This is a genomic window from Pseudomonas sp. TYF_14, from assembly GCF_043105275.1.
GTDB classification, from domain to species: Bacteria; Pseudomonadota; Gammaproteobacteria; order Pseudomonadales; family Pseudomonadaceae; genus Aquipseudomonas; species Aquipseudomonas alloputida.
Genome location: NZ_JBICLK010000086.1, coordinates 1 through 24,183 on the forward strand (window position 1 = coordinate 1; position 24,183 = coordinate 24,183).

Genomic DNA, 24,183 nt, shown 5'->3' on the forward strand with positions numbered 1-24,183 from the left:
TGAACACCGCTCCCAGCTACACTGTCTTATCGAATAGCCGTTGCAGTCCATCGCCCCTTACAAGAGCAGGACCACCCGCCATGTTCGATATCCGCAAATACCCCCAGGCACTGGCCGTCAGCCAGTCCGCCGCCCTCCCCCCCGAAGACTACCGCCGCCTCTACCGCCAGTCGGTCGAAGACCCAGACACCTTCTGGGCCGAACAGGCCAAACGCCTGGACTGGATCAAACCGTGGTCAAGCGTGCAGCAATGCGACCTGCATACCGGCAAGGCCCGCTGGTTCGACGGTGCGCAACTCAACGTCAGCTACAACTGCATCGACCGTCACCTGGCCCAGCGCGGCGAGCAAACGGCCCTGCTGTGGGAAGGCGACGATCCCAAGGACTCCAAGGCCATCACCTACCGCGAACTGCACCGTCAGGTCTGCCGCCTGGCCAATGCAATGAAAGCGCGCGGTGTGAAGAAAGGCGACCGGGTGTGCATCTACATGCCAATGATTCCCGAGGCCGCCTTCGCCATGCTCGCCTGCACTCGCATCGGCGCCATCCACTCGGTGGTGTTCGGCGGTTTCTCCCCCGATGCCTTGCGAGACCGCATTCTCGATGCCGACTGCCGCACCGTGATCACCGCCGATGAAGGCGTGCGTGGCGGCAAACGCATCCCGCTGAAACAGAACGTCGACAAGGCCCTGGCCAGCTGCCCAGCGGTCAGTAGCGTGTTGGTGGTGCGCCGCACTGGCGGCGATGTTGCCTGGACCGAGGGCCGCGACCTCTGGTATCACGAAGCGACGAAGGATGCCGGCGACGACTGCCCCCCAGAACCGATGGAGGCCGAAGACCCGCTGTTCATCCTCTACACCTCCGGCAGCACCGGCAAACCCAAAGGGGTGCTGCATACCACCGGCGGCTACCTGCTGCAGGCAACGATGACCTTCAAGGTGGTGTTCGATTATCGTGACGGCGAGGTGTTCTGGTGCACCGCCGATGTCGGCTGGGTGACCGGCCACAGCTACATCGTCTATGGCCCGCTGGCCAATGGCGCAATCTCGCTGATGTTCGAAGGCGTGCCCAACTACCCGGATACCTCGCGCTTCTGGCAGGTGGTGGACAAGCACCAGGTGAACATCTTCTATACCGCCCCGACCGCCCTGCGCGCACTGATGCGTGAGGGCTCCGCGCCACTGCAGAGCACCTCACGCAAAAGCCTGCGTCTGCTGGGCAGCGTCGGCGAGCCGATCAACCCGGAAGCCTGGGAATGGTACTTCGAGGAGGTCGGGCAAAAGCGCTGCCCGATTGTGGATACCTGGTGGCAGACCGAAACCGGCGGCATCATGCTCACCCCACTGCCCGGCACACAGTCACTCAAACCCGGCTGCGCCACCCAGCCGATGTTCGGCGTGCAACCGGTGCTCCTGGACGAAAAAGGCAAACTGATCGAAGGCCCCGGCGCCGGCGTGCTGGCGATCAAAGCCAGCTGGCCCGGGCAGATCCGCAGTGTCTACGGCGACCACCAGCGGATGGTCGACACCTACTTCAAGCCCTTGCCCGGCTACTACTTCACTGGCGACGGTGCCCGTCGCGATGCCGATGGCGACTACTGGATTACCGGGCGCATCGACGATGTGATCAACGTGTCCGGGCACCGCATCGGCACCGCTGAAGTGGAAAGTGCACTGGTGCTGCATGACAGCGTGGCCGAAGCCGCGGTGGTCGGCTACCCCCACGACCTCAAGGGCCAAGGCGTCTACGCCTTCGTCACGACCATGAATGGCGTGACACCAGATGACACGCTCAAGGCCGAGCTGCTGGCCCTGGTCAGCAAGGAAATCGGCAGCTTCGCCAAGCCTGAGCTGATTCAGTGGGCGCCAGCGCTACCCAAGACGCGCTCAGGCAAGATCATGCGGCGTATACTGCGCAAAATCGCCTGCAATGAGCTGGAAAACCTGGGCGATACCTCGACCCTGGCCGACCCAAGCGTGGTACAGGGCCTGATCGACAAACGCCTCAACCAGTAACCGGCGGCCACCCATCATGGCCGCCCTGCACAGCAGGTCGCCATGGAAGCCCTTCGTCGCCGCATCGAAACCCAGGTCATGAGCCTCACCGGGCTGGCCCTCGGCCAGCTCGACCTGCAATCGCCCAAAGGCGACCCCGGCCTGTTCGGCCCGCACAGTATCAGCTGGCGGGTACATGGCGACTTCCCGAGCATGCTGGTCGGTGGCATCAGCGCGCTGATGCTGCAGTTGTTGCATCCCCTGGCCCTGGCCGGTGTGTGGGACCACTCCAACTTTCGTGAAGACCTGCTCGGCCGCTTGCGCCGCACCAGCCAGTTCATTTCCGGCACCACCTTCGGCGCCACTGGCGATGCCGAGTGGCTGATCGACAAAGTGCGCACCATTCACCTGCAGGTCACCGGCACGGCACCAGATGGCCGCCCTTATGCGGCCAGCGACCCGGATCTGTTGACCTGGGTGCATGTAGCGGAGGTCAGCCGTTTCCTCGCTGCCCACCTGCGTTACCGCAACCCACGCCTGCCACGCGCCGAGCAGGATGCCTATTACAACGAAATCGCCCTGATCGCCGAGCGCCTTGGCGCCCGTGACGTGCCGCGCTCGTGCCAGCAAGTTGAAGACTATCTGCAACACATACGCCCGCAGCTGCATTGTGATGCGCGCAGCCATGAGGTGATACGAATCCTGCTCGACGCCCCTGCCCCCAGCCGCCTGGCACAGCCGGTTGGCAAACTGATGCTGCACGCGGGTATCGACTTGCTGCCCGGCTGGGCCCAGGCCCTGCTCGGCCTGCAGCACGGGCCCCTGCAGCAGCGCCTGATCCGTCTGGGCCTGCGACGCACCGCGCCGGTGTTGCGCTGGGCAATGCGCGACGGTTCGGCACACCGAGCCAAACGGCGCATGGGCATTGATTGAGCGCAAAGGGTGGCCCCTGCGGAACTGATTTAACGTGCCATACTCCAAGCACTCCTGCTTAGACTGACGAAGCGACACATGTACAAAGGATTGACTCGCGCCGCTGGCGCAATCGTGGCCTTGGTAGCCCTGTATAGCCTGCTTGGCTTTCTCATTCTTCCTGGTGTCGCACTGCGCATTGCCAACCAGCAGTTGGCCCAATACGCCACCGTGCCGGCTCACCTCGAACGGATCGAACTCAACCCCTTCAGCCTCGAGCTGACGCTGTGGGGCCTGCAGATCGGCGAGCCGGGCAAGGAGCAGGTCGGCTTCGAGCGTCTTTACGCTAACGCCTCACTCGACAGCCTGTGGACCAAAGCCCTGCATCTGGAAGCGGTGGAACTCGACAAACCGCGCAACGAAGTGCTGTTCGCCAAGGACGGTACCCTCAACCTGACCGGGTTGTTCAAACTACCGGCCAGCGAAGCCAAACCCGAAGAGCCGCCCAGTGACCCGTTCCCGCTGCGTATTGGCAGCATCAAGCTCGTCGACGGCTACCTGCACTTCGAGGACCTGCGGCCCAGCGAGCCGATCGAGTTCCTCTACGACAACATGAATCTGGAGCTGAAAAACCTCAGCACCCTGCCCAACGACAACGCCGACATGACCTTGGTGGCCAGCGGCCCCAATGGCGGACGCATCGACTGGAAGGGCACCCTGAGCCTGTCGCCGATCGCCTCCGAAGGCACACTGAAGGTCACTGACGGCAAGATGAAGCTGTTCTGGCCCTACGTGCGCGATGCCGTGCCACTGGTGCTGGAAGACGGCGTGGTAAGCCTCGATACGCACTACAAGCTCAACCTCGCCAAACAGACCGAGCTGCTGCTGGATAACGTCTCCGTGCGCATCGCGCCATTCGCCATCAAGGCGCCGGATGGCCGACCGTTGGCACGCCTGGCCAGCCTGGAGGTTAGCGAAACCTCCATCGATCTGGTCAAGCAGCAGGTCACCGTGGGCAAGGTTCGCAGCGAAAAGCTCGAAACCTGGGCGGCGCTGGAAAAAGATGGCCAGCTCGACTGGCAGAAGCTGTTTGCCAGCCAACCCACCAAGGCCACGCCGAAGGAAAAGGCCGAGCCGGCTGCCGCAGAACCTACGCCTGAAGAGAAAGCTGCCAAGGAGCCAAGCAAACCCTGGCAAGTGCTGCTCAAGGACGTGCAGTTGCGCAACTACCTGGTGCATCTGGCAGATCGCAGCCAGAAGGAACCGGTAGCCTTGGACATTGGCCCCCTCAACGCCGACCTGCAAGGTTTCGACAGCCTCAACCAGTCGCCCTTCACCCTCAAACTCGATACCGGTGTGGGCAAGCAAGGCAAGCTGCAGGCCGCAGGCCAGGTCAACCTGGCACCGATATGGGCAAAGCTGGATGTGAGCACCCGCGACATCGACCTGCGTGTGGCCCAGGCCTACATCAGCCCGTTCATCCTGCTGGAGCTGCGCAGCGGCATGCTCTCCAGCGACCTCAAGGTCGACCTGAAGAACACCGCGCCGCTGGCCTTCAATGTGACCGGCAAGGCGCAGGTCAGCCAGTTGCACACCCTCGACACCATCAAGAGCCGCGACTTCGTCAAATGGCAGCAGGTGAACGTCGACGGCTTGTCCTACGTGCACGGCGATGCTCTGTCGATCGACAAGGTGACCCTGCTGCAGCCCTATGCACGCTTCATCATCAACGAAGACCGCACCACCAATGTCAATGACCTGCTGATCCCGCAACCGGCCGACGCCCCGGCGAGCAGCCAGCCCAAGCCGACCACGGCCAGCAACAACAAGCCGCTTGGCATCCATATCGGGCAGATTGACATCAACGACGGCTCGGCCAACTTTGCCGACCTGTCGCTTACCCCCAACTTCGCCACGGCTATCCAGCAACTCAACGGCCAGATCGGCACCATCGACAACCGCAAGCCACAGCCGGCCAAGGTCGACGTCAAGGGCAAGGTAGACCGCTACGCACCGGTGACCATCAAGGGCGCACTCAACCCGTTCAACCCACTGGCCAGCCTGGACATTGCCACCAGCTTCAAGCGCGTCGAACTGACCACGCTGACGCCCTACTCCGGCAAGTTCGCCGGCTTCCGCATCCGCAAGGGCCGGCTGAACCTGGACCTGCACTATCTGATCACCAACGGCCAACTCAAGGCCGAGAACAAGGTAGTAGTGGAACAACTGCAGCTGGGCGAGAAAGTCGACAGCCCGGATGCGGTCGACCTGCCGATCCGCCTGGCGGTGGCATTGCTGAAGGATACCGAGGGCAAGATCTCGATCGAACTGCCGGTGTCTGGCGACCTCAACAACCCGCAATTCAGCGTCATGCCGATTGTTTGGCAAACCCTGCGCAACCTGGTGCTGCGCGCGGCGCAGGCGCCATTCAAATTCATTGGCGGGCTGATCAGCGGCGGCAGCTCGGAAGACCTTGGCAACGTGGCGTTCGCCCCCGGCTCCAGCGAACTCAGCAGCGAGGCCCAGTCGTCCCTGGACAAGCTGGCATCCGCGCTGAAAGAGCGCCCGGAACTGCGCCTGGAAATCGAAGGCACCAGCGCCCAGGCCAGCGATGGCCCGCTGATTGCCCAACAGCGCCTTGAGCGTGAGTACCAGGCCACCTGGTACAAGATCCTGCAGCGACGGGGTGACAAGGTGCCGGCCAATGCCTCGATGCTGGTGGTTGACGACAGTGACAAACCGGCGATGCTCGAAGGCATCTACCGTACCCGCCTGAAGCAGCAGCCGCCTGCCGAATGGGAGCAGTTGGGCCGTGACGAGCGCGCCGCCAAGCTGCGCGAGGCCGTGATCAAGTCGTGGGCCGAGAGTACCGCCTTGCTGCGTACCTTGGGGCAGGAGCGGGCCAGCAGCATCAAGGACTATCTGGTCGACAAGGGCAAGCTGGAAGACGACCGGGTGTACTTCATCGATACCAGCCTGGGGCAGCCTCAAAGCGATGGCCGGGTGGTGACACCGATGCACCTGGATGCCGAGTAATCCCCTCTGGCAGGCCCGCCCCCACAGGCCTGCGCACTACCTGTGGGAGCGGGCGTGCCCGCGAAGAGGCCAGCACGGGCTTCAAACCAACCGCTGCCCCGACACCGCCGGGTGATACAGCGGTTGAACCTTGTTCCCGGCCGGGTCCAGCAGGTGGAAGCTGCGTGCGCCGTCACCATGGTTGAACGGCCGGTCGAGCAAGGTCACGCCATGAGCCTTGAAGTACTGGTACCAGGCTTCCAACTCCTCCACGCTGTCGACAATGAACCCGTAGTGATCCAGGGTCTGCAACCCGTTGGCCGCCCCTGCCCCACGCCCCAATGACAGGTTGTCGTTACCGCAAGTGAGGTACACCAGGTCCTCATTGGCGCGATTCAGCACTTCCATGCCCAGCACATCGACGTAGAAGCGTTCACACTCTTCCAGGTTAGGCACCAGCAGGGCGATGTGGCGCAAGCCATTCAGGCGGCCAGGGCGTGCAGGCAATTCGGACATTGGCGAAGCTCCATTTTTGTATACAATTCATTATTGAATTTAAAACAAAAGGAGAGATTTGTGTATAGCCTGTTCATAAAGACCCGAGTGAAGCCTGGATGCGCCGACGCTTTCCTGAGTGCAATCAAGGTCAATGCTGCAGCTTCCGTGGCGAGTGAGCCAGGCTGCCTGGTGTTCGATGTGTCGCAGGACCGGGTCGACCCGGAGGTGATCTACCTGTACGAAATCTACCGCGATGATGCGGCGTATGACGCGCATACCCAGACCGCGCATTTTCGCGACAGCCGTCCATTGGTGGAGCCTCTGATCCTTGAGCAGGAATGCTTCGAAAGCGATGTGATCGCGCGCAACCCGGTGTATTGAGCGCAAGAAAAAGCCCTGGCACGGGCCAGGGCTTCGATGAAAGTGGCCAAATCCATTTGGCCGACGGGACATTCCTTATTCGGCTTTCAGGCCGTCAGACATTACGCTCTTGACGCCTTTGATGTTCTTGGTAATGCGCACCGCTTCTGCTTTCTGCGATTCGGTAACCTTCACATCAGAAGACAGCGAAACAACGCCTTGGCTGGTCTCGACTTTGATGTCGCTGCCTGGGATGCCTTTTTCAGTCAGCAGATCAGCTTTGACCTTGGTAGTGATCCAAGTGTCGGAGCCTTCTTGCTTGGCGTTGTCGACGGTGTTGGCCGCCAACATGACTGGAGCCTGGGTTGGCTCAGCGGCGAATGCACCGTTAGCCATGGTCAGGGTCAGAGCGGTAGCAGTAGCGGCAGCAATGGCGAACTTCTTCATGTGGGTCACTCCTGTTTTTCGAAAGGTCTGCGCCGTATGTCCTGGCGTCAGGTATGAAGGTAGTTGCACGGGCTGTGCCAGCTTTGCTGCTTCTGTTATTTCCTTTTAAATCAATAAGTTAGCAAATATCTATCACTTCGGTGGTCGTGCATTTTGCAATCAGCGCGGTAAACCTGCATGCAAGATGCAAGTCCGCAAAAGGTTCCCGTCCCCATGAAAAAAGGGCCCTGCGAAGGGCCCTTTCTCTATTGCGTGACGTTCGCTTACACGCCCGAGGCCTTGGCCGCAGGGACGTCTTTGATCGACAGCTTGATACGGCCGCGGTTGTCCACGTCCAGTACAAGCACTTCAACTTCCTGGCCTTCCTTGAGGATGTCGGTGACTTTCTCGACGCGAGCATCGCTCAGCATGGAGATGTGCACCAAACCGTCCTTGCCAGGCAGGATGTTGACGAAGGCGCCGAAGTCGACAATGCGCTCAACCTTGCCGACGTAGATCTTGCCGATCTCGGCCTCAGCGGTGATGCCCAGGATGCGCTGCTTGGCAGCATCTGCCGCTTCCTTGGTTTCGCCGAAGATCTTGATCGAGCCGTCGTCTTCGATGTCGATCGAAGCCTTGGTCTCTTCGCAGATGGCGCGAATGGTGGCGCCGCCTTTACCGATGACGTCACGGATCTTGTCGGTGTCGATCTTCATCGCGATCATGGTCGGGGCGTTGGCCGACAGTTCGGTACGCGACTGGCCAATAACCTGGTTCATCTGGCCGAGGATGTTCAGGCGCGCTTCCAGGGCTTGGCCCAGGGCGATTTCCATGATCTCTTCGGTGATGCCGTTGATCTTGATGTCCATCTGCAGCGCGGTGACGCCTTTGGCGGTACCGGCTACCTTGAAGTCCATGTCGCCCAGGTGGTCTTCGTCACCCAGGATGTCAGTCAGGACTGCGAACTTGTCGCCTTCCTTGACCAGGCCCATGGCGATACCGGCAACCGGCGCCTTCATCGGCACACCGGCGTCCATCAGGGCCAGGGAAGCACCGCAGACCGAAGCCATGGAGCTGGAACCGTTGGATTCGGTGATTTCCGAAACCACGCGGATGGTGTACGGGAACACGTCAGCAGCAGGCAGCATGGCCTGAACCGAACGGCGGGCCAGACGGCCGTGGCCGATTTCGCGACGGCCAGCACCGCCCATGCGGCCACACTCACCTACCGAGAACGGTGGGAAGTTGTAGTGCAGCATGAAGGGGTCTTTCTTCTCGCCTTCGAGGGTGTCCAGCAGCTGGGCATCACGGGCAGTACCCAGGGTCGCAACGACCAGGGCCTGGGTTTCGCCACGGGTGAACAGTGCCGAACCGTGAGTTTTTGGCAGCACACCCACTTCGATGTTCAGCGGGCGTACAGTCTTGGTGTCGCGGCCGTCGATACGTGGCTTGCCGTTGACGATGTTTTCGCGAACGGTGCGGTATTCGATTTCGCCGAAGATCTCTTTTACTTCGGAAGCCGAAGGCTGGCCTTCTTCACCGGAGAACTTGGCAACCGCCTGGTCACGCAGCTCACCCAGACGCGCGTAGCGGTCGGCTTTGACGGTGATGGTGTAACCCTGCGAAACCGCTTCGCCGAACTCGGCGCGGATAGCATTGAACAGCTCGGTGTTGGCAACGGCAGGTTTCCAGTCCCAAGTCGGCTTGCCAGCTTCGGCAGCCAGCTCTTTGACAGCCTGGATAACAGCCTGGAATTCGTCGTGGGCGAACAGTACGGCACCCAGCATCTGGTCTTCGGTCAGCTCTTGAGCTTCCGATTCAACCATCAGTACAGCGTCGGAGGTACCGGCAACGACCATGTCCAGGCTCGAGGCAGCCAGTTGCTCATAGGTCGGGTTCAGCAGGTAGCCAGTGCTTTCGTGGAAGGCAACGCGGGCAGCGCCGATCGGGCCTTCGAACGGAATGCCGGAAATGGCCAGGGCAGCCGAGGTACCGATCATCGCAGCGATGTCCGGGTCGGTCTTCTTGCTGGTGGAAACCACGGTGCAGACGACCTGCACTTCGTTCATGAAGCCTTCCGGGAACAGCGGACGGATCGGACGGTCGATCAGGCGCGAGGTCAGCGTCTCTTTCTCGGAAGGACGGCCTTCACGCTTGAAGAAGCCACCTGGGATCTTGCCAGCGGCGTAGGTCTTTTCCTGGTAGTGAACCGACAGCGGGAAGAAACCCTTGCCTGGATCAGCCTGTTTGGCGCCTACCACAGTCACCAGCACGGTGACGTCGTTGTCGACGGTAACCAGCACGGCGCCGGTTGCCTGACGGGCAATACGGCCCGTTTCGAGAGTGACGGTCGATTGACCGAACTGGAAAGTCTTGATTACCGGGTTCACGGTTTCCTACCTTTTTCAGTGGCTCTTGGGGGAACTGGTTTCTTGCGAATTCTTGGGCAGAACGGGGAATCGGCCCCATTGACCGTCCAGATACAACACGAGGCTGGGAGCCTGGCACCAAGCGGAAAAACCGCTCAGCATTGCCAGGCTGCCAACCTCGGAGATACGCGTGAAGTGCCCAACGGCAGCGCTGCGAAACAGCCCTGCCGAAGCCTGCGACACCCCACGCACACCACTGACCAGGCCGCTATTAGCGACGCAGGCCCAGGCGACCGATCAGGGCGCTGTAACGAGTGGTGTCTTTGCCCTTCAGGTAATCCAGCAGCTTACGACGCTGGTTGACCATACGGATCAGACCACGACGGGAGTGGTGGTCTTTGTCGTTGGCCTTGAAGTGGCCTTGCAGCTTGTTGATGTTGGCGGTCAGCAGAGCAACCTGCACTTCCGGGCTACCGGTATCGCCGGCGGCTTGCTGATATTCGGCAACGATCTGAGCTTTTTCTTCAACGCTGAGGGCCATGTGGCTTCTCCTGATAACGGATCCCGCATGCGGGGTCCAATAGGCCAGGGACAAATCCCTGTATTAATAAAAAAGGTGTGACCGTGCCTACTGACAGCCACCCTTGATGCCGTGGGGCTCGGCAACTGCCTGACCCCGCGGTTTCGGTCATTCCGACCGAATCAGCCGACGCGGCGCAATGCGCCCGTCTTCGCTCACTTCACCGATACCGATGAAGCGTGCATTGTGATCCTGCACCCGAACCATGCCAAATTGTGGCGCGTCCGGCGCGCGTACCGCCTGGCCATGCAGCCAGTAGAACGCACTGTGTTCCGACAGGCTGACCAACGGCCAGTCCTGCAGCCCGCTGTCCGATGGCATCAGGAAGCGGTCGAGCGCTTCGTTACCACCTTCGGCATGGGCCTGTTCGAGTTCCTCGAGGGTGACCGTCTGTGCCAGCGCAAAGGGCCCTGCCTGGGTCCTGCGCAGCTCGGCGACATAGGCCCCGCAACCAAGGGCTTCACCGATATCCTCCACCAGCGTGCGGATATAGGTGCCTTTGCTGCATCCTACGCTCAGCCGTGCACGGGTGCCTTCGCACTCGAGCAACTCCAAGCGGTTAATAGTAACAGAACGCGCCTCGCGCTCCACTACCTCTCCTGCACGTGCCAGCTTGTACAACGGCTGGCCGTCACGCTTGAGCGCCGAGTACATAGGCGGTATCTGGCTGATCGGGCCGCGAAAACGTGGCAGCACTGCTTCGATGTCGGCGCGACCAACGGTCACGTCGCGGGTCTGCAGCACCTCACCCTCGGCATCGCCGGTGTTGGTAGTCTGCCCCATCTGCATGACGGTTTCGTAGCCCTTGTCGGAATCCAGCAAGTACTGCGAAAACTTGGTCGCTTCACCGAAGCACAGCGGCAACACGCCGGTCGCCAGCGGGTCGAGGCTACCGGTATGGCCGGCCTTTTCCGCATTCAGCAGCCAACGCACTTTCTGCAAGGCGGCATTGGACGTGAAGCCCAGCGGCTTGTCGAGCAGGATGATGCCGCTGACATTGCGGCGGATACGTTTGACCTGGGCCACCGCTTACTCCTTGGTGTCCGACTCGTCGGCATCCTTGTGCAGGCGGTCTTCGGCCACTGCACGCTCGATCAGCGCCGACAGGTGCACACCACGGCTGACACTTTCATCGAAATGGAAATGCAGCTGCGGCACGCTGCGCAGTTGCATCGAACGCCCCAGGTGCAGACGCAGGAAGCTGGCGGCGCTATTCAATGCCTTGAGCGACTGCTGCACGGCATCCGGGGTTTCCTCGCCCATGACGGTGATGAACACCTTGGCATGGCCCAGGTCACGGCTCACGTCCACGGCGGTGATAGTCACCAGACCGACACGCGGGTCCTTGACTTCGCGACGGATCAGCTCGGCCAGCTCGCGCTGCATCTGATCGCCAATACGTTGGGTACGGCTATATTCTTTGGCCATTCTTGCTACCTGTAACTTAAAGCGGCAAACGCCCGGACAGACGAATGCCTGACCGGGCGCTACCTGAAGAGGTACCGCAAGCCGCCCTGTAGCAGGCGCTTGCGGCTCGCTCGCCCTTAAAGGGTACGAGCCACCTGGACTTTCTCGAAGACTTCGATCTTGTCGCCGACCTTGACGTCGTTGTAGCTCTTGACGCCAATACCGCACTCCATGCCCGAACGGACTTCGGAAGCATCGTCCTTGAAGCGACGCAGCGATTCCAGCTCGCCTTCGAAGATCACAACGTCATCACGCAGTACGCGAATCGGACGGTTGCGGTACACGGTACCCTCGATGACCATACAGCCAGCGATGGCGCCGAACTTCGGCGAACGGAACACGTCACGTACTTCGGCGACACCCAGGATGTTCTCGCGAACATCGCTGCCGAGCATGCCGGTCAGGGCCTTCTTGACGTCTTCGATGATGTCGTAGATCACGTTGTAATAACGCATATCCAGACCTTCCTGCTCGACGATCTTGCGCGCACCGGCATCGGCACGCACGTTGAAGCCGAACAGTACTGCATTCGAAGCCAGCGCCAGGTTGGCATCGCTCTCGGTGATACCACCAACGCCACCACCAATCACGCGCACTTGCACTTCGTCGTTGCCCAGGCCGCCGAGCGAACCCTGCAGCGCTTCCAGAGAACCACGCACATCGGTCTTGAGAACGATGTTGAGGGTTTTCTTCTCTTCCTGACCCATGGTCTCGAAGATGTTTTCCAGCTTGCCGGCGTGAGCACGGGCCAGCTTGACCTCGCGATACTTGCCTTGACGGAACAGGGCAACTTCACGGGCTTTCTTCTCGTCGGCAACCACGGACAGCTCGTCACCGGCTTCCGGAGTACCGTCCAGGCCGAGGATTTCGACCGGGATCGACGGGCCAGCTTCCTTCACAGGCTTGCCGTTCTCGTCGAGCATGGCGCGAACGCGGCCATAGTTGGAACCGCACAGGACCATGTCGCCCTGACGCAGGGTACCGTCCTGAACCAGGATGGTCGCGACCGGGCCACGGCCCTTGTCCAGGCGCGATTCGACGACCACACCACGACCTGGCGCGGTTGGGGTAGCGGTCAGTTCGAGGATCTCGGCCTGCAGCAGAACGGCTTCGAGCAGCTCGTCGACACCGGTACCCATCTTCGCCGAAACCTTGACGAACGGCGTGTCACCACCCCAGTCCTCAGAGGTAACGCCTTCTACGGACAGCTCGTTACGGATGCGATCGAGGTCAGCACCTGGCTTGTCGATCTTGTTCACCGCAACGACCAGCGGAACACCGGCTGCCTTGGCATGCTGAACGGCTTCGCGGGTTTGTGGCATCACACCGTCGTCCGCCGCCACCACCAGGATGACAATGTCGGTCGCCTTGGCACCACGGGCACGCATCTGGGTAAACGCAGCGTGACCTGGGGTATCGAGGAAGGTGACCATGCCGCGGTCGGTTTCCACGTGGTAGGCACCGATGTGCTGGGTGATACCACCGGCTTCGCCAGCGGCAACCTTGGCACGACGGATGTAGTCGAGCAGCGAGGTCTTACCATGGTCAACGTGACCCATGACGGTAACCACCGGCGCACGCGACTCGGTCTGGCCTTCGAACTTCAGCGATTCGGCCAGGGAGTCTTCCAGGGCGGTATCGCTGACCAGCGTGACCTTGTGGCCCAGCTCTTCGGCGATCAGCTGAGCGGTTTCCTGGTCGAGCACCTGGTTGATGGTAACCGGGGTCCCCATCTTGAACATGAACTTGACCACTTCAGCGCCCTTGACGGACATCTGGTTGGCCAGCTCGGAGACCGTGATGGTCTCGCCGATGGTCACGTCACGGATGACGGGGCCAGTCGGGTTCTGGAAGCCGTGCTGATTACGCTTTTTCAGCTTGCTCTTGCCACCACGACCACGACGAGCGCCATCGCTCTCTTCGTCGGTAGTGCGCGGAGCAGCACGCGGAGTCGGCGCCTTTTCCTTCTCCTTGACCTTGACCTTGATCGACACACGAGGCGCTTCGCCACGACGACGGTCGTCATCACGGGTACGGCTTTCGTTGCGACGGGTCTCGTCTTTCTTGCGCTCGGCAGCACGGGCTGCGGCGTCTTCAGAGGCCGGGGCGTCTGCGACTACCGGGGCCGGAGCAGCGACCGGAGCAGCGGCAGGAGCCGGCTCTGGCTTGGCAGCAGGCGCAGGGGCGGCGGCTGCGGCGCCGGCGGCCTGACGGCGAGCCTGCTCTTCGTTGCGCTGGCGAACTTCGGCCTCGACCTTGTCGCGAGCGGCATTTTCAGCCGCGCGGCGCTCATCCAGCTCACGCTTCTGCTCAGCCTGGATTTCTTCAGGGCTGCGCTGAACGAAAACTTTCTTCTTGCGTACTTCTACGCTGATGCTCTTGCTACCGGCGACACGCAGGGTGCTGGTGGTTTTGCGCTGCAAGGTAATCTTGCGCGGCTCTTCCGCCTTGCTCTTGTGGCTGCTTTTCAAATGAGTCAGCAAGGTCTGCTTCTCATTGTCGGTCACTACCTGACCGGCGTCGGTGTGCGGCAGACCTGCCTCACGCATCTGCTGCAGCAGGCGCTCTACCGGTGCCTCGACCTCTTGGGCCAGTTCTTTCACCGTGACTTGCGTCATGCACTTCTCTCCTCAGGCCGCGCCTAATTACTCGAACCAGTGGGCTCGGGCGGCCATGATCAACTTGCCGGCACGCTCTTCGTCGATGCCGTCGATGTCGAGCAGATCGTCGATCGACTGCTCGGCCAGGTCTTCGCGGTTAACCACGCCGCGCACCGCCAGTTCAGCCGCCAGGTCTTTGTCCATGCCCTCAAGGGAGAGCAGGTCTTCGGCCGGGTGGGCGTCTGCCAGTTTTTCTTCGGTAGCGATGGCCTTGGTCAACAAACGGTCCTTGGCTCGAGCGCGGAGCTCATTGACGATGTCTTCGTCAAAGCCATCGATGTTGAGCATTTCTTCCAACGGTACGTAGGCAATTTCTTCAAGGCTGGTGAAGCCTTCGTCGACCAGCACTTGGGCCAGCTCCTCGTCGACTTCCAGTTCCTCGATGAAATTGCGCAGGATGTCACCGGTTTCGGCCTGTTGCTTGGCCTGGATGTCCTTCTCGGTCATCACGTTCAGGGTCCAGCCGGTCAACTGACTGGCCAGGCGAACGTTCTGACCGCCACGGCCAATGGCCTGGGCCAGGTTGTCCTCGGCGACGGCGATGTCCATGGCATGGGCATCTTCATCAACGATGATCGCCGCGACTTCAGCCGGCGACATGGCGTTGATGACGAACTGCGCCGGGTTATCGTCCCACAGGACGATATCCACACGCTCACCACCCAGCTCCCCGGATACGGCCTGGACGCGCGAACCACGCATGCCGATACAGGCACCTTGCGGATCGATACGCTTGTCCTTGGAGCGGACGGCAATCTTGGCTCGCGAACCCGGATCACGGGAAGCAGCCATGACTTCGATGAGGCCCTCGGCAATTTCCGGCACTTCAATGCGGAAAAGCTCGATCAGCATCTGCGGCGCGGTGCGCGACAGGATCAGCTGTGGGCCACGGTTTTCGGTGCGAATTTCCTTGAGCAGCGCACGCAGGCGCACGCCAACACGGAAGGTTTCGCGCGGAATGATGTCTTCGCGAGCCAGCAAGGCCTCGGCATTGTTGCCCAGGTCAACGATGACGTTGTCGCGGGTAACCTTTTTTACGGTACCGGAGATGATCTCGCCAACGCGCTCACGGTAGGCATCGACCACCTGGGCACGCTCGGCCTCACGGACCTTCTGCACGATGACCTGCTTGGCGGTCTGGGCGGCAATACGACCGAACTCGATGGACTCGATCTTCTCTTCGATCACGTCACCGACCTTGGCTTCAGGGTGGGTGTCCTTGATCTTGTCCAGCCAGGTCTCTATCGCCGGATCATCAAGATCGGCTTCGTCGACCACGGTCCAGCGACGGAAAGTCTCGTAGCTACCGGTGTGGCGGTTGATTTCCACACGTAGGTCGACTTCGTCTTCAAAACGTTTTTTGGTTGCAGTGGCCAGGGCCACTTCCAGCGCTTCGAAAATGACGCCGGGCGGTACACCTTTTTCGTTGGATACCGATTCAACAACCAGCAGTACTTCTTTGCTCATCGTACGCCTCGCCTTGCGCAAGCCATTGGGCCCGGATAGTCCGCCGGGCCCGGCACGTCTCAGTCAAAACTGGGAATAATATTGGCCTTGTCGATCGAGTCGATCGGTAACAGGAACTCCTGGTTGTCCACCTGGACCACCACATCCTGCTCCTCCACACCGCGGAGAAGGCCCTGGAAGTTACGACGACCCTCGAAGGGTGAGCGCAGCTTGATCTTCACTTGTTCGCCGGCATGCGAGGCAAACTGTTCCAGCGTGAACAGTGGGCGATCCATGCCTGGAGAAGACACCTCGAGGGTGTACTCACTGCTGATTGGATCTTCCACATCGAGGATTGCGCTGGCCTGACGGCTGACTGCTTCGCAGTCGTCCACCAGAATACCGCCTTCCTTGTCGATGTAGATGCGCAGTACCGAATGCTTACCCTGGGAAACGTATTCGATCCCCCAGCACTGATAGCCCAGACCCTCGACAACCGGGGCCAACAAGGCCTGCAACTGTTCTAGCTTGCTCGACACCTGAACCCCCTCGTGCATGCTGTGCAAATAAAAAATGGGCGAAGCGCCCATCCCTGAAAGCGCCGTAGGACAACGACGCCGAAACTGTTCGGTTAGCAAAAAGCCCCTGAAAAGGGGCTCCGCTGAAGCTGGTTGCGGGGGCTGGATTTGAACCAACGACCTTCGGGTTATGAGCCCGACGAGCTACCAAGCTGCTCCACCCCGCGACAAAGCTGGGGCAAAAGTATAAGACCGAACCCTGTTGAGGGTCAAATCCAAACATTCACCTACAAGAAAGCCCGCTAAAGCGGGCTCTCAAGCTTTAATTGGTACCGAGAAGGGGACTCGAACCCCTACACCCTATGGGCACAACCACCTCAAGGTTGCGTGTCTACCAATTCCACCACCTCGGCAATACTACTACTTGAAACCCGTTACTTCTGCTCTTGAGCCGGAGGAGGTACATCACCCGTATTATTGGTGGTTTCGCTCTTCTGCTGCTGGAGCACCGGTACATCATCATTAACTGCCGGTTTTTGCGGCTCTTTCACTTCTAGCACTGCTGGATCTGGAAGACCTGCTTGGCTAAGCTGGTGAGCTTGTTGCTTCGCGAAGTATCCTAACCCAAGTGCTGTCAAAAAGAAAGTGGCAGCGAGTATAGCAGTTAATTTACTTAGGAACGTTGCAGAGCCTTGGCTCCCGAACACGGTGTTTGAGGCCCCCGCGCCGAAAGATGCACCTGCTTCAGCACCTTTACCCTGTTGCAACAGAACCAGCACTACAAGCGACAGCGCTGCCAACAGATGAAAAACAACGATGACTGTTTCCAGCATTTGTTCAGTTTCCTGCGGCGCGACAAATTGCACCGAATTCGTCTGCGTTCAGGGAAGCCCCACCAATGAGACCCCCATCGATATCCGGCATGCCGAACAGTTCGGCCGCATTGGCCGCCTTCACGCTGCCGCCGTATAGCAACTGCACCTTCGCAGCCACTTCAGCATCTTCTGCCGCCAACTGGCCGCGGATGGCGGCGTGCACATCCTGGGCCTGCTGTGGCGTGGCCGTAAGGCCCGTACCGATGGCCCATACAGGCTCATAGGCAATTACTGCATCGGCAAAAGCCTTAACACCGAATGCTTCGATGATACTGCTTAGTTGACGCCCGACAACTTCGAGCGTTTTGCCTGCCTCGCGCTCCTCAAGGGTTTCCCCTATGCAAAGCACTGGCTTCAAGCCTTTGGCCTGGGCCGCTGCAAACTTGCGATTGAGCACTTCGTCGGTTTCACCAATAATCTGGCGACGCTCCGAATGGCCAATCAACACCAACTTGCAACCTGCTTCAACCAGCTGCTCGGGAGCAACTTCCCCGGTCAGCGCACCCTGTTCGGGTTGTACAGCAGAATTCTGTGCGCCGACAGTAATTTCTTTACCTGCCAGGCCATCAATCACCTGATTGATGAACAAGGCCGGTGGAAATACGGCGACTTCCACTCCGCTCGGCAAGGCGAGATTACTCAAGCCTTTGGTCAGCTCAGCGACGCTAGCGCGGGTACCGTGCATTTTCCAGTTACCAGCTACCATAGGGCGACGCATGCTTTACCTCGTCGGTCAAAGTGGGCGCAGATCTTACCCAACCAGATCTGCGCTGGCAAGCGCCTTCAGACACAAACTTCGCCGACCAGTTTGGCCAGCGCTTCAGCATGGGCCCGCACCTGGCTTTCGTCCTCGCCCTCAACCATGACCCGCACCAACGGCTCGGTACCGGACTTGCGCAACAGCACACGACCCCGCCCCGCCAGCGCTTCGGTAACCTTGGCACTGGCTTCCTTGACGGCGGGGTGCTCCAGCGGGTCGACCTTGCTGGCGCCAAAGCGCACATTGATCAGCACCTGCGGGCACTTGCGCAGGGCCTGACGGGCCTGGGCCAGGGTTTCGCCCCGGCGCTTGAGCGCCATCAGCACCTGCAGCGCGGCAATGATCGCGTCGCCCGTTGTGGTGTGGTTGCAGCACACGACGTGACCGGAGTTTTCACCGCCGACCAGCCATTCACGCTCCAACAGCTCGGCCATGACGTAACGGTCGCCGACCTTAGCCCGCACAAACGGGATGTCCAGGTCCTTGAGCGCCAGCTCCAGGCCCAGGTTACTCATCAGCGTACCGACCACCCCGCCTTGCAGCTTGCCATGTTCCTGCAGGTCGCGAGCAATGATGAACAGCAGCTCGTCACCGTCGACGATGGCGCCCGTGTGGTCGACCATCAGCACGCGATCGCCGTCACCGTCAAAGGCAATGCCGAGATCGGCATGCCCGACCAGTACAGCGGCCTGCAGCGATTCGATGTGTGTCGAGCCGCAACCTTCGTTGATGTTCAGGCCGTCCGGTTGCGCATGCAGCACGGTCACGTCGGCACCCAGCTCACGGAATACGCTGGGCGCAACCTTGTAGGTAGCACCATGGGCGCAGTCGACCACCAGCTTGAGGCCTTCGAAGCTGGTGCTGCTCGGCACACTGCTCTTGCAGAATTCGATGTAGCGGCCGGCGGCATCGTTGATACGCGAAACCTTGCCCAGCTTGCCCGACTCGACAACGGTCATCGGTTGGTCGAGCAGCTCTTCGATCATCAGCTCGACCTCGTCCGGCAGCTTGGTGCCCTGGCCCGAGAAGAACTTGATGCCGTTGTCATCGTGCGGGTTGTGCGAGGCACTGATGACGATGCCGGCTTCGGCGTGGAAGGTACGCGTGAGGTAAGCGATGGCCGGTGTCGGCATCGGCCCGAGCAGCATCACATCGGCACCTGCCGCGGACAGGCCGGCTTCGAGTGCGGACTCGAACATGTAGCCGGAGATACGCGTGTCCTTGCCCACCAGCACGCGGCAATGGCCTTGCTTGCGGAAGGCCATGCCGGCCGCCCAGCCAAGCTTCAGCATGAAGTCAGGCGTGATCGGGTATTCGCCGACGCGGCCACGAATGCCGTCGGTACCAAAGTATTTTCTGCTCATAGGGACTCCAATGTTCTTATTCGGCGTTTTGCACCGCAGCGATCATGCGTACCACATCAACGGTTTCGGCCACGTCATGTACCCGAAGGATGCTCGCCCCTTTGGTCATGGCCAACGCCGCCAGCGCAAGGCTGCCGTACAAGCGCTCGCCGACCGGACGTTCCAGCGTCAGGCCGATCATGCTCTTTCGTGAAACGCCCACCAGCAGTGGGCGCCCAAGGCGATAGAGCGCTTCCATGTGCTTGAACAGGCTCAGATTGTGCGCCAGTGTCTTGGCGAAACCGAAGCCCGGGTCAAGGATGATTCTGTCAGCATCAATGCCCGCTGCGGCGCAGGCGGCCATCCGCTGTTCAAGATAACGGGTGACGTCGGCGGTCACGTCCTGGTACTGCGGATCGTCCTGCATGTTGCCTGGCTCGCCACGCATGTGCATGAGGCACACCGGCAGACCGGTATCCGCCGCAGCGTCCAGGGCGCCATCGCGCTCCAGGGCCCGCACGTCGTTGATCAGCCCGGCCCCCAGGCGCGCGGCTTCACGCATGACAGCAGGCGTGGAGGTATCGACCGAAATGACCACGTCGAGGCGACTGTTGATGGCCTCGACCATTGGCGCCACACGCTCCAGCTCCTCGGTCACCGAGACTGCACGCGCACCCGGGCGCGTGGACTCGCCACCGATATCGATCAACGTTGCGCCGGCGGCAACCATCGCTTCGGCGTGGCGCAGGGCCTCGTCGCGCTGACTGAAGCGACCGCCATCGGAGAAGGAATCGGGGGTGATATTGAGAATACCCATGACATGGGTATGCGACAAATCAAGAACCCGGCTGCCGCAAGGCAACCGGGTAGGGTACTGCACTGAGCTCATAGATGCCCTTAGTGTTCAGCCGCTGGGCCGCCGATTGGCGATTCCGGACGCTCATCCTGGGCCGCAGGCGTGCCCGAGTGCTTGTCATCGTCCCAATCACGTGGCTCACGTGGTGTGCGCCCAGCCATGATGTCGTCAATCTGATCGGCATCGATGGTCTCGTACTTCATCAGCGCTTCGGTCATCGCCTCGAGCTTGTCGCGGTTGTCGATCAGCAACTGCTTGGCAGTGGCGTAGCACTGATCGATGATGCTGCGCACCTCGGAGTCGATCAATTTGGCAGTCTCGCCGGACACGCTGGCATGCTGGCTACCGGCACTGCGGCCGAGGAACACCTCGCCCTCTTCCTCTGCATACATCAGCGGGCCGAGCTTCTCGGACAGGCCCCATTTGGTCACCATGTTACGAGCGAGCTGGCTGGCGCGCATGATGTCGTTGGACGCGCCAGTGGTCACGCCATCGAAGCCCAAGGTCATCTCCTCGGCGATACGGCCGCCATACAGCGAGCAGATCTGGCTGATCAGCGCACGCTTGGAGAGGCTGTAGCGGTCTTCTTCCGGCAGGAACATGGTCACACCCAAGGCACGACCACGCGGGATGATCGAAACCTTGTAGACCGGGTCGTGCTCAGGCACCAGGCGACCGACAATGGCGTGGCCAGCCTCGTGATAGGCAGTGTTTCTCTTTTCCTTTTCGGACATGACCATGGTCTTGCGCTCGGCGCCCATCATGATCTTGTCCTTGGCCAGCTCGAACTCTTTCATTTCGACCAGGCGCTTGTTGGAACGCGCGGCAAACAGCGAAGCCTCGTTGACCAGGTTGGCCAGGTCGGCGCCGGAGAAGCCTGGGGTACCACGCGCGATGACCGCCGGGTTGACGTTCTCGCCAATCGGCACCTTGCGCATGTGCACCTTGAGGATCTGCTCGCGACCACGGATGTCCGGCAGGCCAACCACCACCTGGCGGTCGAAGCGGCCGGGGCGCAGCAGCGCAGGGTCGAGCACATCCGGACGGTTGGTGGCGGCGATGACGATGATGCCATCATTCATCTCGAAGCCGTCCATCTCCACCAGCAACTGGTTGAGGGTTTGCTCACGCTCGTCGTGACCGCCGCCCATGCCGGCGCCACGATGGCGACCAACGGCGTCGATTTCGTCGATGAAGATGATGCACGGGGCGTGCTTCTTGGCCTGCTCGAACATGTCGCGCACACGGCTGGCACCGACACCCACGAACATTTCCACGAAGTCCGAACCGGAAATGGTGAAGAACGGTACTTTCGCTTCGCCCGCGATGGCCTTGGCCAGCAGGGTCTTACCGGTACCGGGTGGGCCGACCATCAGCACACCGCGCGGGATACGGCCACCCAGGCGCTGGAACTTGCCCGGATCGCGCAGGAACTCGACCAGCTCGCCAACCTCTTCCTTGGCCTCGTCGCAGCCCGCAACGTCAGCCAGCGTGGTCTTGACCTGGTCTTCGGACAGCAGGCGCGCCTTGCTCTTGCCGAAGCTCATCGGCCCGCCCTTGCCGCCCGCGCCACCTTGCATCTGGCGCATGAAGAACATGAACACGGCAATGATCACCAGGATCGGGAAGCTCGCCACCAGCAACTGCGTCCAGATGCTCTGTTGCTCAGGCTGCTTGCCTTCGACGACCACGTGGTTGTCGACCAGATCGCCGATCAGGCCATTGTCGGTGATGGCCGGGCGCACAGTCTTGAAGTTGTCGCCATCGGTGCGCTTGCCAGTAATGATGTAGCCATCGACGGTCACACGCTCGACCTTGCCATCCTTGACCTGCTGGATGAAGTCGGAGTAGTTGAGGGTCTGCGGCTCGTTAGGGCTGGAGAAGTTGTTCATCACTGTCACCAGGACAGCTGCGATGATCAACCACAGGATCAGATTCTTTGCCATGTCGTTCAATTAGCTACCCTCTGAGGCCGGCGCACGACGCAGCCGTGCCTCGCATGATATTCATCGCCCTAACTTACTACATTACCTACGCAGCCGCAGGCACCGTCTGTAACCCTTTGTGAAAGCTAGACTACACGAAGTTCGGACGATCCTGACGCAGTGGCCGATTGGAATTAACTATCGACCACCCCGCTTCACACCTTTCATTACCCTTTGAAGCCCCTGCCCAACAGGTATTGCTCCCGGGAACGGTCCCGTGACGACGACGGCTTGCGCATTTGCACCTTGTCGAACTTGCTGCGCACGTCCTTCAGGTACACGTCAAAACCTTCGCCCTGGAAAATCTTGATCAGGAAGTCGCCCCCGGGCTTGAGTACGCGGGTCGCCAGATCGAGGGCCAGCTCGCAGAGGAACATGGCACGCGGAATGTCCACCGCGGGCGTACCACTCATATTGGGGGCCATGTCGGAAATCACAAGGTCTACATGCGAATCGCCCACCGCTTCGAGAATGCGCTGCAGCACTTCGTCGTGGGTGAAGTCACCCTGAATGAAGGTCACGTCGGCGATCGAGTCCATTTCCAGAATGTCGGAAGCGATCAGGCGACCCTGGCCACCAATCAGACGACTGGTCACCTGGGACCAGCCACCAGGGGCCGCGCCGAGGTCGATCACGCTCATGCCTGGGCGGATAAGGCGGTCCTTCTCCTGGATCTCCAGCAGTTTGTAGCTCGCACGCGAGCGATATCCATCCTTCTGCGCCTGCTTCACAAAAGGGTCGTTGAAATGCTCTCGCAGCCAGTTTGCGCTGCTTTTGGAACGTTGTACCACGGGGCACCTCGATGATATGCGTCGTGATTGACTGGGCGGAGCCGGTGGCCCTCGGGTAAAATGCCGGTCAATTTTACAGAATCAGACGGAAAGGGTCAGATTATGCCGCTCAATAACGAGCAGAAGAAGCAATACAAGTCCATTGGTCATGACCTGAAGCCGGTCCTGATCGTTGCTGGCAACGGTTTGAATGAAGGCGTGATCGCCGAACTGGAGCGCGCTCTGGTCGACCATGAGCTGATCAAGGTCGAGATTCGCTCGGAAGACCGCGAAGAACGCGCCGAGACCATCGCCGAGCTGTGCAAGGCCGGCCGTGCCGAGCTGGTGCAGACCATCGGCAAGAAAGCCCTGATCTACCGCAAGAACCCACAGCCGAACAAGCAGCTGTCCAACATCCACCGTTACAAGTAACGGTAGCTCCGATCAGTGGCGCGGTGAACGCGCCCTGACCGGTACCGGCTGGGCCACCAGCACGATGCCGGAAAAGCCCAGCACCAGGAAGCAGAACATCTGCCAGCGCTCGCCCACGGAAATACCGTAGCGCAAGGTGTAATACCCCACGCAGGCCCCGAAGCCGAGCAACAGCATCTGGCCGCGGAACTGCCGCCACCAGGCCGCCAGGCCGTCCACCCTCGCCAGCACTGCCAGCTGGGTCAACAAGCCAAGCAACGCCACGCCGATCAACCAGCGGTCGATCTGCCCGGCGATATCCTGTACCAGCAGCGGGGCCAGGCCACTGACCTTGAGCGCAGGCACCAGCCCTACATGGAACACCCACAGGCCACCGACCCAGAAAACCTGGGCCAGTTGCCAGAGGATCCCCTCGAGGGATGGCGCCCGCAGGCGTCGGTCAGATGTGCTTGACTTCGACAATCTCGTACTCGACCGTGCCACTAGGCGTCTTGACGACGACAGTATCACCTTCTTCCTTGCCGATGATGGCACGGGCAATGGGTGCGCCGCTCGACAGCTTGCCCTGCTTCACGTCAGCTTCATCCTCGCCAACGATCTGGTAGGTCACCTCTTCATCGGTTTCGGTGTTGGCCAGTACCACGGTGGTACCGAAAATCACCTTGCCGGTGTGAGGGATGGTGGTCACATCGATGACCACCGAATTCTGCAGACGGCCTTCGATATCACGGATACGCGCTTCGACCATGCCCTGCTCCTCACGGGCGGCATGGTATTCGGCGTTTTCCTTGAGGTCACCCAGCTCACGCGCTTCACCAATGGCCTGACTCAGGCGCGGGCGCTCGGTCTTGCTCAGGAACAGGTGCTCTTCTTCCAGGGCGCGAGCGCCCTGGACGGTCATCGGGTATTTGGTAATG

22 protein-coding genes and 2 tRNA genes are annotated in these 24,183 nt (G+C 60.6%); 5 read left to right on the forward strand and 19 right to left on the reverse strand.

What is annotated here, in order from left to right; all coding sequences use genetic code 11:
* The first annotated feature begins 80 nt into the window (after positions 1 to 80).
* The 3 genes from acs to ACF8O8_RS22755 all read left to right on the forward strand — a co-directional run bounded on the left by acs (position 81) and on the right by ACF8O8_RS22755 (position 5,942).
* The gene (gene acs, locus ACF8O8_RS22745; protein ID WP_392510526.1) at positions 81 to 2,015 is read left to right on the forward strand and encodes an acetate--CoA ligase; all 1,935 of its coding nucleotides are present in this window, start codon (positions 81 to 83) and stop codon (positions 2,013 to 2,015) included.
* 42 nt (positions 2,016 to 2,057) lie between these two features.
* Positions 2,058 to 2,927 (forward strand): oxygenase MpaB family protein, encoded by an 870-nt coding sequence (locus ACF8O8_RS22750; protein ID WP_392510527.1) that lies wholly within the window; start codon positions 2,058 to 2,060, stop codon positions 2,925 to 2,927.
* A gap of 78 nt (positions 2,928 to 3,005) precedes the next feature.
* The gene (locus ACF8O8_RS22755; RefSeq protein WP_392510528.1) at positions 3,006 to 5,942 is read left to right on the forward strand and encodes a DUF748 domain-containing protein; all 2,937 of its coding nucleotides are present in this window, start codon (positions 3,006 to 3,008) and stop codon (positions 5,940 to 5,942) included.
* An 81-nt stretch (positions 5,943 to 6,023) separates the two neighbouring features.
* Here ACF8O8_RS22755 and ACF8O8_RS22760 read toward each other — a convergent pair whose 3' ends face one another.
* On the reverse strand, positions 6,024 to 6,437 hold the full coding sequence (locus ACF8O8_RS22760) for a VOC family protein (protein WP_010955354.1): 414 nt from the start codon (positions 6,435 to 6,437) through the stop codon (positions 6,024 to 6,026).
* Positions 6,438 to 6,497: 60 nt separating this feature from the next.
* Between ACF8O8_RS22760 and ACF8O8_RS22765 the strand changes: the two genes are divergently transcribed.
* Positions 6,498 to 6,800 carry a putative quinol monooxygenase gene (locus ACF8O8_RS22765; protein ID WP_350298563.1) on the forward strand — a complete coding sequence of 101 codons (303 nt, stop codon included), beginning with the start codon at positions 6,498 to 6,500 and terminating at the stop codon, positions 6,798 to 6,800.
* Positions 6,801 to 6,875: 75 nt separating this feature from the next.
* On the opposite strand, the gene ACF8O8_RS22770 is transcribed toward ACF8O8_RS22765, so the two are convergent.
* From ACF8O8_RS22770 to rlmE, 16 genes are all read right to left on the reverse strand, one after another.
* Complete coding sequence (locus ACF8O8_RS22770; RefSeq protein WP_003249976.1) at positions 6,876 to 7,226, reverse strand: BON domain-containing protein; 351 nt, start codon at positions 7,224 to 7,226, stop codon at positions 6,876 to 6,878.
* A gap of 263 nt (positions 7,227 to 7,489) precedes the next feature.
* On the reverse strand, positions 7,490 to 9,595 hold the full coding sequence (pnp, locus tag ACF8O8_RS22775; protein WP_392510529.1) for a polyribonucleotide nucleotidyltransferase: 2,106 nt from the start codon (positions 9,593 to 9,595) through the stop codon (positions 7,490 to 7,492).
* Positions 9,596 to 9,845: 250 nt separating this feature from the next.
* Positions 9,846 to 10,115, reverse strand: coding sequence for a 30S ribosomal protein S15 (gene rpsO, locus ACF8O8_RS22780; RefSeq protein ID WP_003249971.1), 270 nt, complete (start codon positions 10,113 to 10,115; stop codon positions 9,846 to 9,848).
* A 147-nt stretch (positions 10,116 to 10,262) separates the two neighbouring features.
* Positions 10,263 to 11,180 carry a tRNA pseudouridine(55) synthase TruB gene (truB, locus tag ACF8O8_RS22785; protein ID WP_049586945.1) on the reverse strand — a complete coding sequence of 306 codons (918 nt, stop codon included), beginning with the start codon at positions 11,178 to 11,180 and terminating at the stop codon, positions 10,263 to 10,265.
* 3 nt (positions 11,181 to 11,183) lie between these two features.
* On the reverse strand, positions 11,184 to 11,582 hold the full coding sequence (gene rbfA / locus ACF8O8_RS22790) for a 30S ribosome-binding factor RbfA (RefSeq protein ID WP_003249967.1): 399 nt from the start codon (positions 11,580 to 11,582) through the stop codon (positions 11,184 to 11,186).
* 116 nt (positions 11,583 to 11,698) lie between these two features.
* Positions 11,699 to 14,239 (reverse strand): translation initiation factor IF-2, encoded by a 2,541-nt coding sequence (gene infB, locus ACF8O8_RS22795; RefSeq protein WP_392510530.1) that lies wholly within the window; start codon positions 14,237 to 14,239, stop codon positions 11,699 to 11,701.
* Positions 14,240 to 14,266: 27 nt separating this feature from the next.
* Positions 14,267 to 15,748: a transcription termination factor NusA gene (nusA, locus tag ACF8O8_RS22800; RefSeq protein ID WP_003249963.1), complete on the reverse strand. Its 1,482-nt coding sequence runs from the start codon at positions 15,746 to 15,748 to the stop codon at positions 14,267 to 14,269.
* A gap of 59 nt (positions 15,749 to 15,807) precedes the next feature.
* Positions 15,808 to 16,266, reverse strand: a complete 459-nt coding sequence (gene rimP, locus ACF8O8_RS22805; protein ID WP_003249960.1) for a ribosome maturation factor RimP — start codon at positions 16,264 to 16,266, stop codon at positions 15,808 to 15,810.
* Positions 16,267 to 16,395: 129 nt separating this feature from the next.
* A tRNA-Met gene (locus ACF8O8_RS22810) sits at positions 16,396 to 16,472 on the reverse strand.
* 100 nt (positions 16,473 to 16,572) lie between these two features.
* Positions 16,573 to 16,658, reverse strand: a tRNA-Leu gene (locus tag ACF8O8_RS22815).
* A gap of 21 nt (positions 16,659 to 16,679) precedes the next feature.
* On the reverse strand, positions 16,680 to 17,078 hold the full coding sequence (gene secG / locus ACF8O8_RS22820) for a preprotein translocase subunit SecG (protein ID WP_020193781.1): 399 nt from the start codon (positions 17,076 to 17,078) through the stop codon (positions 16,680 to 16,682).
* Between the two features lie 4 nt (positions 17,079 to 17,082).
* Positions 17,083 to 17,838 (reverse strand): triose-phosphate isomerase, encoded by a 756-nt coding sequence (tpiA, locus tag ACF8O8_RS22825; RefSeq protein WP_003249956.1) that lies wholly within the window; start codon positions 17,836 to 17,838, stop codon positions 17,083 to 17,085.
* Between the two features lie 65 nt (positions 17,839 to 17,903).
* Positions 17,904 to 19,244 carry a phosphoglucosamine mutase gene (gene glmM / locus ACF8O8_RS22830; protein ID WP_010955358.1) on the reverse strand — a complete coding sequence of 447 codons (1,341 nt, stop codon included), beginning with the start codon at positions 19,242 to 19,244 and terminating at the stop codon, positions 17,904 to 17,906.
* Positions 19,245 to 19,260: 16 nt separating this feature from the next.
* Positions 19,261 to 20,112 (reverse strand): dihydropteroate synthase, encoded by an 852-nt coding sequence (folP, locus tag ACF8O8_RS22835; RefSeq protein ID WP_010955359.1) that lies wholly within the window; start codon positions 20,110 to 20,112, stop codon positions 19,261 to 19,263.
* An 8-nt stretch (positions 20,113 to 20,120) separates the two neighbouring features.
* Positions 20,121 to 22,025 (reverse strand): ATP-dependent zinc metalloprotease FtsH, encoded by a 1,905-nt coding sequence (gene ftsH / locus ACF8O8_RS22840; RefSeq protein ID WP_012053749.1) that lies wholly within the window; start codon positions 22,023 to 22,025, stop codon positions 20,121 to 20,123.
* A gap of 206 nt (positions 22,026 to 22,231) precedes the next feature.
* On the reverse strand, positions 22,232 to 22,855 hold the full coding sequence (rlmE, locus tag ACF8O8_RS22845; RefSeq protein WP_003249947.1) for a 23S rRNA (uridine(2552)-2'-O)-methyltransferase RlmE: 624 nt from the start codon (positions 22,853 to 22,855) through the stop codon (positions 22,232 to 22,234).
* A 102-nt stretch (positions 22,856 to 22,957) separates the two neighbouring features.
* Here rlmE and yhbY point away from each other — a divergent pair, with 102 nt between their 5' ends.
* The gene (yhbY, locus tag ACF8O8_RS22850) at positions 22,958 to 23,266 is read left to right on the forward strand and encodes a ribosome assembly RNA-binding protein YhbY (RefSeq protein ID WP_003249945.1); all 309 of its coding nucleotides are present in this window, start codon (positions 22,958 to 22,960) and stop codon (positions 23,264 to 23,266) included.
* A gap of 12 nt (positions 23,267 to 23,278) precedes the next feature.
* On the opposite strand, the gene ACF8O8_RS22855 is transcribed toward yhbY, so the two are convergent.
* On the reverse strand, positions 23,279 to 23,728 hold the full coding sequence (locus tag ACF8O8_RS22855; RefSeq protein ID WP_012053750.1) for a hypothetical protein: 450 nt from the start codon (positions 23,726 to 23,728) through the stop codon (positions 23,279 to 23,281).
* A complete protein-coding gene (gene greA, locus ACF8O8_RS22860; protein WP_024717413.1) occupies positions 23,706 to 24,182 on the reverse strand; it encodes a transcription elongation factor GreA in 477 nt (158 codons plus the stop codon). Before greA ends, ACF8O8_RS22855 begins: the two co-directional genes overlap by 23 nt.
* Position 24,183: the final 1 nt, after the last annotated feature.